The sequence below is a fragment of the Modestobacter sp. URMC 112 genome (assembly GCF_053502575.1).
The window spans coordinates 681,643-692,843 of sequence record NZ_CP199957.1 but is presented as its reverse complement, the minus strand read 5'-3'; the positions used below and the strand labels follow the sequence as shown (position 1 = coordinate 692,843).

Sequence of the window (11,201 nt, the reverse complement as noted above, 5' to 3'; positions counted from 1 at the left end):
TCAGTCTGCCTCAGCGCCAGGATGGACACATGTCCAGCCCTCCCCCGCCGCCCGTCCCCGCCGCCCCGCTGGCCGGCGCCGGCCGGGTCGCCGTGGTCACCGGCGCCTCCAGCGGCATCGGCGCGGCGACCGCGACCCGGCTGGCGGCCGAGGGCTTCGACGTCGTCCTCGGGGCCCGGCGGCTGGACCGGCTGACCGAGCTGGCCGGGCGGATCGGCGGCCGGGCGGTGCGGCTGGACGTGACCGACCCGGCCTCGGTGGCCGCCTTCGCGGCGGGGCTGGACCGGGTCGACGTGCTGGTCAACAACGCCGGCGGGGCCTTCGACGCCGCTCCCGTCGCCGAGGCGGACCTGGCCTCGTGGCAGCGTGCCTTCGAGGTCAACGTGCTGGGCTCGGTGGCGATGACCCGGGCGCTGCTGCCGGCGCTGCGCGCGTCCGGCGCGGGCGACCTGCTGTTCGTCGGGTCGACGGCCGGGCTGGTCAGCTACGAGGGCGGCGCGTCCTACACGGCCGCCAAGCACGGGGTGCACACGCTCGCGGAGACGCTGCGGCTCGAGCTGGTGTACGAGCCGGTCCGGGTCATCGAGATCGCGCCGGGGATGGTGAGGACCGAGGAGTTCACCCTCAACCGGACCGGCTCCCAGGAGCGGACCGACGCCGTCTACCGCGGGGTGCGCGAGCCGCTGGTGGCCGAGGACGTCGCCGACTGCATCGCCTGGGCGCTCACCCGGCCGCACCACGTGAACGTCGACCTGCTCGTCGTCCGCCCGCGGGCGCAGGCCGCCCAGCACAAGGTCGCCCGCGACGCCGACTGAGCTGCCGGCGGCTCCGACGGGGCTCAGGCGGCGACTGCGGTGGGCTCGGGGACGAGGGTGACCCCGAAGCGCTCCTGCACCCCCGCCACCACCTTCTCCGCGAAGGCCAGCAGCTCCCCCGCCGTGGCGCCGGGCTCGGTGGTCAGCGCCAGGCTGTGCTTGGACGACGTCCCGACCCGGCCCTCGCGGGTCCCGCGGCCGAAGCCGGCGTGCTGCACGAGCCAGGCTGCGCTGAGCTTCACCCGGCCGTCGCCGGCCGGCCAGCTCGGGCAGCCCTCCGGGGCGGCGGACGCCGGGACGACCGGGTTGGTGAAGAACGACCCGGCGCTGCGCGAGTCGGGGTCGGCCGGGTCCCAGACCATGCCCTTCCCCCGGCGCAGCTCCAGCACGGCCGCGCGCACGTCGGCCAGCGGGGCGGTCTCCCCCACGGCCACGCCGAGCCGGGTGGCGAGCTCCGCGTAGCCCACCGGCCGGGACTCCCGTCCCGGCGTGAGCGCGAAGGTCACCGTCAGCACCACGAGCTCGCCGGGGTGCCGCTTGAGCCGGCTGTCGCGGTAGCCGAAGCCGCAGTCGGCCGGGCGGAGCACCCGCTGCCGGCGGGCCGCCCGGTCGTAGACCCGGACGGCGGTGATCGTCTGGGCCACCTCCTGGCCGTAGGCGCCGACGTTCTGCACCGGGGTGGCGCCGGTGGACCCGGGGATGCCGGCCAGTGCCTCCATGCCGGACAGGCCCTCGGCGACGGTGGCGGCCACCAGGTCGTCCCAGGGCTCCCCGGCCTGCACCTCCACCTCGACCGTCCGCGCGGTGGACCGGTACCGCAGGCCGCGGGTGCGGACGGCGACCACGTCCCCGGGCCAGCCCTCGTCCGGTGCGACCACGTTGGAGCCGCCGCCGAGCAGCAGCAGCGGCCGGCCGGCGTCCTCGGCGGCGCGGACGGCGCCGACCAGCTCCTCCTCGGAGGTCACCTCCACCAGACGGTCGGCGGGACCACCGACCCCGAGGGTGGTGAGATCGGCCAGGGGGGCGGACCGGGAGACGAGCACGCCTCCACGCTAACCGCCGTCCCCGGCTACCCTGCGGAACGGTGAGCGAGTCGGGACGGGACCACACCGCCCGCGCCTCCCTGCCCCCGGTCCGCCGCGCTCCCCGGCTGGCCGCCGGCCGCGCCCGCGCGCTGGGCCTGCCGACCCGCGGGACGACGAACGCCAACCGCCTGCGCCGGGTCGACCGCTGGCTGCTGGCCACCCAGCTGCCCCGGCTCCGGGACGCCGCCCGGCCGCTGGTCGTGGACCTCGGCTACGGCGCGTCGGCGGTCACCACCCTGGAGCTGGTCGACCGGCTGGCGCCCGCCGTCCCCGGGCTGGAGGTCGTCGGCCTGGAGATCGACCCGGAGCGGGTCGCCGCCGTCGCCGCCGACCGCGACCCGCCCCGGGTGGACTTCCGGCGGGGCGGCTTCGAGCTGGCCGGCCTGCGACCGGTCCTGGTCCGGGCGTTCAACGTGCTCCGCCAGTACGACGAGGCCTCCGCGGCCCGCGCCTGGGACACCATGCGCGGCGCGCTGGCGCCCGGCGGGCTGCTCGTGGAGGGGACCTGCGACGAGTGGGGACGGCGGGCGGGCTGGGTGGCGCTGGACGCGGACGGCCCGCTGACCCTCACCCTGGCCGCCCGGGTGACCGACCTGGACCGCCCCTCCGACCTGGCCGAGCGGCTGCCGAAGTCGCTGGTGCACCACAACGTCCCCGGCCGGCCGGTGCACGAGTTCCTGCGCGCCTTCGACCTGGGCTGGGCCTCGGCAGCCGGGCTCACCGCCTTCGGGCCCCGGCAGCGCTGGGCCGCCGCGGTCGCCGCGCTGGGCGACCAGGGCTGGCCGCTGGTGGGGTCCAGCCGGCGGGCCCGGCACGGCGAGGTCACCGTCCGCTGGTCAGCCGTCGCCCCGCACTGACCCGCACCTCCCGGAGGAACCCATGAGCACCCCCCGCGAGATCGCCGAGGCCTTCTCCGCCCACCGCTTCGCCGACGCCTACCCGGCGCTGTCCCCCGACGTCCGCTGGACCTGCGTCGGAGCGGTCGTGCTGGAGGGCCGGCAGGCCGTCGTCGACGCCTGCGAGGCCACCCTCGCCGAGCTGGCGGCCGGCACCGCGGAGTTCACGCGCTTCCTCGTGGTCGCCGGCGGCGACACCGTCGCGGTGGACGCGGTCGGCCGGTACACCGACGCGGACGGCGGTGTCTCCGTGGTCTCCTCCTGCGACGTGTACGAGTTCTCCGGCGGGCTGCTCACCGCGCTCACCTCCTACACCGTCGAGCTCGACCCCGCCTCCGCGCCGGTGCCCTGACCGCGCTCGGGCAGGATGGGCGGGTGACCGCCGGCCGCCTGGACCCCGACGAGTCGCACGAGCGGTACGTCGCCACCGTCGTCGAGGAGGGCGAGCGGTTCGGCGTCCTCGCCTGGGAGCTCGGGTCGGGCCGGACGCCGGTGGCCGGCGGCCTGGACGTCCCCGTGCCGTGGGTCCCGGAGTGGACCGTCCGCCAGCTGGTCGCCCACCTGGGCGCCGTGCACCGGTGGGCGACCGCGATCCTGCGCGCGGGCACCGTCGAGGCACCGGAGCCGTCCAGCCGGTTCCGTCCGCCGGACGACGACCTCGCCGGGTGGTACGCCCTCGGCCTCACCGAGCTGGTCGCCACGCTGCGCACCGTCGACCCCGATGCCCCGGCGTGGCACATGAGCCCGGCGGCGTCCCGGCGGGCACGCGAGTGGGGTCGCCGGCAGGCGCACGAGCTCGTCGTCCACCGGCTGGACCTGGAGGCCGCGGCCGGTGTGGCCCACGCGCCGCTCGACCCGCAGCTGGCGGCCGACGGCGTGGACGAGCTCCTCGGGATCATGCTGCCCCGCTGGCAGCACACCCCGCCGCTGGTCGGCGCCCGGGCCGTCGTGGCGGTGACCGCGACCGACGTGGGCCGGTCCTGGCGGGTCGAGGTGGCGGACGGAACGGTCCGGACCGGCCGGGCGGCGCCGGGAGAGCCGGCCGACGCGACACTGACCGGCAGCGCGGAGATGCTGCTCCGGCGGGTGTGGGGCCGCCCTGCCGACGTCACCGTCAGCGGCGACCCGGCCGCCGAGGCCCTGCTCCGCGGCCGATGAGCCGTGGCCGCCGGAGGACCGCCGCCGCCGAGCCGCGGCCGGTCGCGGTGCCCGGGCGCACGGAGGTCGCCGGCGGCACGGCCGAACTGCTCGCCGACGCCGACCGTCCCGGCTCGTGGGAGCTGCTGCTCGACGGCGTCCCGCAGTCGCACGTCGACCTCGCCGACCCTGCGCACCTGGAGTTCGAGTACGTCCGCCGGATCGGGCACGTGCTGGACCTCGCCGCCGAGCCGGGGGCGCCGCTGGACGTGGTGCACCTGGGCGGCGGGGCGCTCACCCTGGCCCGCTACGTCGCGGTCACCCGGCCCGGCTCCCGGCAGCGGGTCGTCGAGCTGGACCAGGCGCTGACCGACCTGGTCCGCAGCGCGCTGCCGCTGCCGCGGGCTGCCCGCGTCCGGGTGCGCGCCGGCGACGCCCGCGCCGGGCTGGCCACGCTCCCGGACGGCAGCGCCGACGCCGTGGTGGTCGACGTGTTCGCCGGGGCGCGGACCCCCGCGCACCTGACCACCGTCGAGTTCGCCACCGACGTGGCGCGGGTGCTCCGGCCCGGGGGCGTGACGGCCTGGAACGTCTCGGACGGCCCTCCGCTGCGCTTCGCGCGGGCGCAGGCGGCCACGCTCCGCGCCGTCTTCCCGCACGTGGCACTGCTGGCCGAGCCGGGGACGCTGCGCGGTCGGCGGTTCGGCAACACCGTCGCCGTGGCGTCGGACGCCGAGCTGCCGGTGGCCGGGCTCACCCGGCGGTGCGCCGGGGACCCGATGCCCTCCCGGGTCGTCGCCGGGGAGGACCTGGGGGCGTTCGTCGGTCAGGCGCAGCCGGTCCGGGACGGCGCCGCCCAGCCCTCGCCCCAGCCACCGGCGGGGGTCTTCGGTCGCTGAGGGACGCCGTCCGCCCCACCCCGACGCCCGGGGAGGCGTCCTGGACGGGGCCGCCGTCCGCCGCCCGGTCGTAGGGTCGGGCCATGACGTACCCCGTGAACCGCCGACTGACCCGGGACAGCCGCCACGCGGTGATCGCCGGGGTGTGCTCCGGCCTGGCCCGCCGCTACGGCCTGTCCCGCGCCGGGCTGCGGCTGGCCTTCGTCGTGTCCTGCATCCTGCCCGGCCCGCAGTTCATCGCCTACCTGGTGCTGTGGGTCGTGATGCCGCGCGACGACCGGTACTGAACGCAGCAGACCCACCCTCGACGCGGTCGAGGGTGGGTCTGGGTTCACCAGCTGCTGTTGCCCCGGTGCAGTCCGCGGACGGCCGGGCGGACGTCGACGAGGTAGACCACCGCCGCGATTACCGCCGGCAGACCGAAGAAGTCCATCGGCCCGCGCCAGAGCAGGACCAGCGCGGCGATCCCGGTGATCGCCGTCCACCCGGGCTTGGTCAGCTTCCCTGCTGCCACGTACGACGCCGCGGGGCGCGCGAGTGCGTCGACGAACGCCCAGACCGCCAGCGCGAGGACGCCGTAGAAGACGACCGCGTAGACGATGGTGTCGAACGTGTACATGGCCCGAGATTACCCGCCGGGACGCCGGCGACCGGTCAGCTGAGGGTGTCGGCCGACGGCGTGCTCTTGGCCGGGACGGCGGTCGGGTCCGGGACCGGGGTGGCGCTCACCGGGGCGGTGGCCTTGGGAGCCCGCTTCGCGCGCTTGCGGGCCGGCTCGTCGGTGCCCTCGGCGGTGGCCTTCGCCGTCGCCGTGCGGACGCTGCGCTTGGTGGCCGCGGCAGCAGCCTCGGTCTCCTCGGCGACCTCGGCGGCGGCCTTGTCGGCGCGGGCCGCGGTCTTCTGGGCGATCGAGGTGACCTGGTCGGACACGGTGCCGACGGTGCCGCCGACCTCGGCCAGGGTGTCCTCGACCGTCGCGGCGACGGAGTCGACGGTGCTGTCCACGACCTGCTCGGTGCGGCCGGCGACCTTGCGGACGACGGGCTGCTGGCGCAGCTCGTCGACGACCTTCTCACCACGGCCGGCCAGCTCGGCCAGCACGGCGGCGGCCTCGGCGCGGGCGGAGTCCACGAAGCCGACGACGGTGCCCTTGAGCACCTCGGGGCGGACCGCCGCGGCGGCGGAGCTGACCGCGTTGCGGGCCTGCTGGGCGGCGTCACCGGCCTGCTCGGCGGCCTGCTCGGCGCGGACCCGGGCCTCGGCGGCGGCGGAGGCCACGCGGGCGCGGGCCTGCTCGGCGCGGAGACGGGCCTCCTTGGCGGCGAGGTCGGCCTGGACCTGCGCCTCGCCGGGCAGCGCCTCGGCGCGGGACCGGGCGGTCCCGACGGCGGTGCGGGCGCGCTCGACGGCGAGGTCGGTGGCGCCGATGGCGGCCAGCAGCCCGGTGCGGCTGGTGTCGACGAGGGTCTCGCCGTAGTGCTTGAGGGTGTCGGTGCGGCTCATGCCGTTGCCTCCTGGGACGTGGTGGACGGTGCGGGGGGTGCAGGCGCGGCCGCCGGGGTGGCGGCCGGGGCCTCGAGGTCGCGGGCGTGCTCCCGGGCGTAGGTCTCGTAGAGCTCCAGGAGCACGGCCTTGTGCCGTTCGGAGAGCGCGTCGTCGGCCCGGATCGCCGCGACGGTGCCGGCCGTGCCGGAGCGCCGGTCGAGGATGCCGGCCTGCTCGTACAGCGTCTCGGCCGAGATCTTCAGCCCGCGGGCGATCGAGGCGAGGATCTCCGCGGAGGGCTTGCGCAGCCCGCGCTCCACCTGGGAGAGGTAGGGGTTGCTCACCCCGGCGGCGCGGGCGAGCTCCCGCACCGAGACCTGGGCGGCGCTGCGCTGGCTGCGGATGAAGTCGCCCACGTGCGAGGTCACCGTCTCGGAGACGGTGGACGCCTCGGCGGCGGCGGTGGCCGCGGCGCTGGCGACGGTCTCGCGGACGGTGCTCACCTGTTCGCGGACGAACTCGGTCGGCTTGGGCACGACACCACGCTAACCTGCACTGCTAGCTGCTGCAAGCGCCCGCTGGCGGAGTGACGCGGATCTCAGACGGTCAGGGCCGCACTCGCCCGGATCTCCCCCACGGACCCTTCGCCGCCGGACACCGGCGTCACCAGCCAGGACGACAACGTCCCGGCCGGCACGCCGAGGCGCAGCAGCGCCGCGGTCAGCGCCGGCAGCCGGCCCCGGTCCCCGCCGTCGTCCAGCTTGAGCGCCACCGCGCCGGCCCCGGGGAGCGCGGCGACGTGCACGCCGTCGGCCCCGCCCTTGACCAGCAGCCCGTCGACGGCCTGCATCAGCTCGGTGTCGTCCCGGCCGGTCCCGGCCACCAGCCACGGGTGTGCCCGCATCGCGTCGGCGACCCGGCGGCCGGGGGTGCCGGGCTCGGCCTCCACCAGGGACAGCACGCTGCGCGCCAGGCCGGTCAGCGACAGCGCGTGCTGCGGCGCTCCGCACCCGTCGACCACGACGGCTGCCACCGGCTCGCCGGCGGCCTCGCCCAGCCGCGCCTCGATGGCCTGCTGCAGCGGGTGGTCCCGGGCCAGGTAGCCCTCGGTCGGCCAGCCGGCCGCCACGCAGGCGGAGAGCATCGCGGAGTGCTTGCCCGAGCAGTTCATGGCGACCCGCTCGGGAGCCCGCCCGTCGACCAGCCAGTGGGCCCGGGTCTCCTCGTGGCCGGGCAGCGCCGGTGGGCAGCCGAGGTCGTCGGGGGTCAGCCCGGCGGCGTCGAGCAGCGCGCGCACCAGCTCGACGTGCCCGTCCTCGCCGTTGTGCGACGCGGCGCCGATCGCCAGCTCGCGGTCGTCCCGGGGTTCCCAGCCGGCGGCCAGCAGCGCGGTGGCCTGCACCGGCTTGTTCGACGACCTGGGCAGCACCGGCCGGCCGACGTCACCGACGCTGGTCACCGCTGCACCGGTGGCGTCCAGGACGACGAGCGCGCCGCGGTGCACGGACTCCAGGACGTCGACGCCCAGCCCCGCCCGCCACGCCTCGACGAGCACCGGGTTCTCCGGCCAGTTGGTGAGTGCGGAGTCGGCCATGCTCAATGGCGGGACTCGTCGGCGAGCAGCTGGGCCACGTCGGCCAGCCCGTCGCGGTAGCGGCGGCCCAGCTCACCGGCGAGGGCGTCCATCACCTGCTGCACGCCGCGCCGCCGCTCGGACAGGCCGCGCTCCCCCTCGGCCAGCGACCGGGCCGCCCGCTCCAGCTGGTCGTCGGGCAGCGCCTGGACGTCGGAGAGGTCGATCCCGCGGGTGAGGCCGGCGACCCAGTGCTCGAGCTCCTCGGGGGCGGTGGGCTGCACGGTCTGGTGGCGGCCCAGGCCGTGCGCCGGGCCGCGGCCCTTCTCGGACAGGATCTCCGGCAGCAGGTCCAGCAGCGACCGCCCGTCGTGCTCGGCCCGGCGCTGCAGCTCGCGGCGGACGATGTCCAGCCGGCCCTGCAGCAGCCGCCGCGTGTAGGAGAGGTTGACCTCGGCCTGCTCGGCGCGGTGCCGGAGGTCGCGGACCTCGGCCATGGACGTGGACTCGATGCCGTCGAGGAAGGCGGGCTCGAGCAGGGCGTCGACGGTGTCGCCGCCGGCGGGGGCGGGGGTCGGGGCGGTCACGGGGCAGCCTCCACGGGCACGGGGGACGGGCGGGTCGGAGCGGGGTCGCCGGGGCCGGCGGGGAGGCCCAGCAGCTGCCGGGCCAGGGTCGGGGACAGCGGCGGCCGCTGCGCGATGCGGGCCAGGCCGGCGGCCCGGGCCACCAGCTGGGCGTTGTCGCGGACGGGCTCCCCCGGCGCGTAGGTCAGCGTGTCCTCCATGCCGACCCGCAGGTGACCGCCGGCCGACAGCGCGGCGAGCATGACCGGCAGGGAGGTGCGGCCCACCCCGGTGGCGGCGAACGTCGATCCCGGCGGCAGCGCGGGCAGGCAGGCGGCCAGCGCCGCCGTCGTCCCGGGCATCCCCCCGGGCACGCCCATCACCAGGTCGACGTGCACGTGCCCGCCGGCCGGGGGGCCGTACCGGTCCAGCAACCGGGCCAGGGTGGCCAGCTGGCCGAGGTCGAACACCTCGTACTCCGGCACGATGCCGCGTTGCTGCATCTGGGTGTGCAGCTCGACGATGAGGTCCCAGGGGTTGTAGAAGACGTCCCGGCCGAAGTTGACCGTGCCCAGGGACAGCGACGCGGCGTCGGGCGCGGCGTCCAGCACGGCCAGCCGGGCCTCGGCCGGGTCGGTCACGGCACCACCGGTGGACAGCTGGACGACCAGGTCGGTCGCCTCGCGGACCGCGGCCACCACCTCGCGCACCCGGGGCAGGTCCAGGGTCGGCCGGGTGTCGGTGTCCCGGACGTGCAGGTGGAGGACGGCCGCGCCCAGCGCCGCACAGTCGCGGGCGGTGGACACGACCTCGTCCACCGTCACGGGCAGCGCCGGGACGTCGTCCTTCGCCGACTCCGCGCCCGTGGGGGCGAGGGTGATCAGCGTGCCGGGGGTCACCATGTCGCGTCTCGGCTCCGCAACCGCTCCGCTCCTCACTCGCTCCGCACCAGGTCGCCTCCGCGGTCGCTCCGCGCCTCGCTCGCTGGCGCTCGCTCGATGCTCACTCCCTGTCGGCTCCGTCGCTCGCTGCGATGCTCACGAACGCGTCGCCTCGGGCCGCATCGTCGCAGACCGGACCGCCCGCACGCGCTCGCGGGCCGCCGCCTGCGCGTCGTCGAGCTCGGACGGCGCGTCGTCGGGGTCGACGACGGCGACGGCCTCGCCGACCCGGAGCTCGGCGTCGGGCTTCAGCGACTGCTTGACCAGCGCCAGCGCGATCACCCCGAGCTCGTGGTGGCGCACGGCGGTGCCGACCCGGCCGACCTCGCGTGCGCCCGAGGTCAGCGGCGTCCCGGGCGCCGGGAGCACCTCGCTCATCCCGTCCAGGTGCAGCAGCACCTGCCGGCGCGGCGGGCGGCCGAGGTTGTGCACCCGGGCGACCGTCTCCTGACCGCGGTAGCAGCCCTTGTCCAGGTGGACGGCGGTCCGCAGCCACTCCACCTCGTTGGGGATGGTGCGGTGGTCGGTGTCCACTCCGGCCCGCGGCCGGCGCGCCTCGACCCGCAGCGCCTCGTAGGCGTCCACCCCGGCCGGCGGCGCGCCCGCCGCGACCAGCGCGTCGGCCCGGGCGGCCAGGTCCGGGCGGGGCACCAGCAGGTCGACGACCGCGGCGCTGCCGTCGCCCAGCGGGGGCATCCGGCGGGCCCAGCCGCCGCCGTCCAGCGCCACCACCGCGCCCGCGCCCACCGGCACCGGCAGGCCGGCGGCGGCCAGGACGTCGTCGCCGCGGGGGCCCACCAGCGACAGCAGCGCCCACGCGTCGGTGACCAGGGCCGGCTCGACGCGCAGCATGAAGCGCATCCGCTCCAGGAAGGCGACCAGGGCCGCTCCGGTGCCCGGCTCCACGTCGCCCCAGGTGGTGCCGGCGAGCTCGGCCAGCACGACGTGGTGCTCGACGTGCCCGTGCGGGGAGAGGACCAGCGCCTCTGAACCGGTGGCGTCGGCCAGCCCGTCCAGGTGCTGGCTGGTGATGCTGTGCAGCCAGCTCAGCCGGTCCGCGCCGGGGACGACGACGACGTCCCGGTCGCTGCGGTCGACCAGGCCGGCACCCTCGGCGAGCCGGCGCTGCTCGGGCAGCGGGTCGCCGTAGTGCGCGGCCACCGACCCGGCCCCGCCGTCGGGCAGCGACAGCGCCACCGCGCCGGGCCGGGAGAGCAGCGGCGAGCGGACCCCGGCCGGGACGGGCCCGGCGGCCGGGCCGCCGTCCGCCGCGGGGGGTGTCACGGGGAGCAGGTCGGGGTGCTGCGGGGTGGTCATGGGTGCTCCGTCCGGTGCTTCTCTGCGCAGGCACGACAGGTGCCCGACAAGGCCACGTGGCCCACGTCCACGGTGAAACCCAGGTCGGCGGCCAGACGTTCCGCCGCGGCGTCGAGCAGGGTCGGGTCCACCGAGGTGATCGAGCCGCACTCCTGGCAGACGACGTGCAGGTGGGCGTGCTCGGCGGCGTGGTAGACCGGCGCCCCCTTGCCCAGGTGGGTGTGCCAGACCAGGCCCAGCCGCTCGAGCAGCTCGAGGGTCCGGTAGACCGTCGAGGTGTCCGGGGCGGCGCCGTCCGGGCCTGCGTCGGCGCGCAGCCGGGCTCCGATCTCCTCCGGCGTCCCGTGCTCGAGCGCGGCCACGGCGGCGAGCACCCGCTGGCGCTGGCTGGTCAGCCGCAGGCCCCGCGACCGCAGCTGCGCGGCCAACGGCGGCGCCTCGGCCTCCTGCGGTGCGGACTCGTCGGACACGGACCGAGCCTAGGACC

15 protein-coding genes are annotated in these 11,201 nt (G+C 77.2%); 6 read left to right on the top strand and 9 right to left on the bottom strand.

Translation table 11 applies throughout. The features are described from left to right. The first annotated feature begins 29 nt into the window (after window positions 1-29). Window positions 30-815 carry an SDR family oxidoreductase gene (locus tag ACWIX6_RS03310; RefSeq protein WP_448615429.1) on the top strand — a complete coding sequence of 262 codons (786 nt, stop codon included), beginning with the start codon at window positions 30-32 and terminating at the stop codon, window positions 813-815. A gap of 23 nt (window positions 816-838) precedes the next feature. Here ACWIX6_RS03310 and ACWIX6_RS03305 read toward each other — a convergent pair whose 3' ends face one another. Beyond that, window positions 839-1,858 carry a UDP-N-acetylmuramate dehydrogenase gene (locus ACWIX6_RS03305; protein WP_448615428.1) on the bottom strand — a complete coding sequence of 340 codons (1,020 nt, stop codon included), beginning with the start codon at window positions 1,856-1,858 and terminating at the stop codon, window positions 839-841. A gap of 41 nt (window positions 1,859-1,899) precedes the next feature. Here ACWIX6_RS03305 and ACWIX6_RS03300 point away from each other — a divergent pair, with 41 nt between their 5' ends. The 5 genes from ACWIX6_RS03300 (at window position 1,900) to ACWIX6_RS03280 (ending at window position 5,119) form a co-directional block, all read left to right on the top strand. Further along, on the top strand, window positions 1,900-2,757 hold the full coding sequence (locus ACWIX6_RS03300; protein ID WP_448615427.1) for a class I SAM-dependent methyltransferase: 858 nt from the start codon (window positions 1,900-1,902) through the stop codon (window positions 2,755-2,757). 22 nt (window positions 2,758-2,779) lie between these two features. Next, window positions 2,780-3,148 (top strand): nuclear transport factor 2 family protein, encoded by a 369-nt coding sequence (locus ACWIX6_RS03295; protein ID WP_448615426.1) that lies wholly within the window; start codon window positions 2,780-2,782, stop codon window positions 3,146-3,148. 23 nt (window positions 3,149-3,171) lie between these two features. Next, window positions 3,172-3,954 (top strand): maleylpyruvate isomerase family mycothiol-dependent enzyme, encoded by a 783-nt coding sequence (locus ACWIX6_RS03290; protein ID WP_448615425.1) that lies wholly within the window; start codon window positions 3,172-3,174, stop codon window positions 3,952-3,954. Beyond that, window positions 3,951-4,832 (top strand): spermidine synthase, encoded by an 882-nt coding sequence (locus tag ACWIX6_RS03285; RefSeq protein ID WP_448615424.1) that lies wholly within the window; start codon window positions 3,951-3,953, stop codon window positions 4,830-4,832. Before ACWIX6_RS03290 ends, ACWIX6_RS03285 begins: the two co-directional genes overlap by 4 nt. 83 nt (window positions 4,833-4,915) lie before the next feature. Further along, window positions 4,916-5,119: a PspC domain-containing protein gene (locus tag ACWIX6_RS03280; RefSeq protein ID WP_448615423.1), complete on the top strand. Its 204-nt coding sequence runs from the start codon at window positions 4,916-4,918 to the stop codon at window positions 5,117-5,119. Between the two features lie 44 nt (window positions 5,120-5,163). On the opposite strand, the gene ACWIX6_RS03275 is transcribed toward ACWIX6_RS03280, so the two are convergent. The 8 genes from ACWIX6_RS03275 to ACWIX6_RS03240 form a co-directional block, all read right to left on the bottom strand. Continuing rightward, complete coding sequence (locus ACWIX6_RS03275) at window positions 5,164-5,451, bottom strand: DUF2516 family protein (protein WP_448615422.1); 288 nt, start codon at window positions 5,449-5,451, stop codon at window positions 5,164-5,166. 35 nt (window positions 5,452-5,486) lie between these two features. Continuing rightward, complete coding sequence (locus ACWIX6_RS03270) at window positions 5,487-6,335, bottom strand: hypothetical protein (protein WP_448615421.1); 849 nt, start codon at window positions 6,333-6,335, stop codon at window positions 5,487-5,489. Beyond that, window positions 6,332-6,853, bottom strand: a complete 522-nt coding sequence (locus tag ACWIX6_RS03265; protein ID WP_448615420.1) for a helix-turn-helix domain-containing protein — start codon at window positions 6,851-6,853, stop codon at window positions 6,332-6,334. Before ACWIX6_RS03265 ends, ACWIX6_RS03270 begins: the two co-directional genes overlap by 4 nt. Window positions 6,854-6,915: 62 nt before the next feature. After that, window positions 6,916-7,911, bottom strand: coding sequence for an asparaginase (locus ACWIX6_RS03260; protein WP_448615419.1), 996 nt, complete (start codon window positions 7,909-7,911; stop codon window positions 6,916-6,918). A 2-nt stretch (window positions 7,912-7,913) separates the two neighbouring features. After that, on the bottom strand, window positions 7,914-8,477 hold the full coding sequence (locus ACWIX6_RS03255; RefSeq protein ID WP_448615418.1) for an RsiG family protein: 564 nt from the start codon (window positions 8,475-8,477) through the stop codon (window positions 7,914-7,916). Then, window positions 8,474-9,358: a 3-keto-5-aminohexanoate cleavage protein gene (locus tag ACWIX6_RS03250; protein ID WP_448615417.1), complete on the bottom strand. Its 885-nt coding sequence runs from the start codon at window positions 9,356-9,358 to the stop codon at window positions 8,474-8,476. Before ACWIX6_RS03250 ends, ACWIX6_RS03255 begins: the two co-directional genes overlap by 4 nt. A 135-nt stretch (window positions 9,359-9,493) precedes the next feature. Next, complete coding sequence (gene ygfZ, locus ACWIX6_RS03245; protein WP_448615416.1) at window positions 9,494-10,714, bottom strand: CAF17-like 4Fe-4S cluster assembly/insertion protein YgfZ; 1,221 nt, start codon at window positions 10,712-10,714, stop codon at window positions 9,494-9,496. Beyond that, entirely contained in the window at window positions 10,711-11,184 is a 474-nt protein-coding gene (locus tag ACWIX6_RS03240) for a Fur family transcriptional regulator (protein WP_448615415.1), read from the bottom strand. The genes ygfZ and ACWIX6_RS03240 overlap by 4 nt, the downstream gene beginning before the upstream one ends. Between the last annotated feature and the right edge of the window lie 17 nt (window positions 11,185-11,201).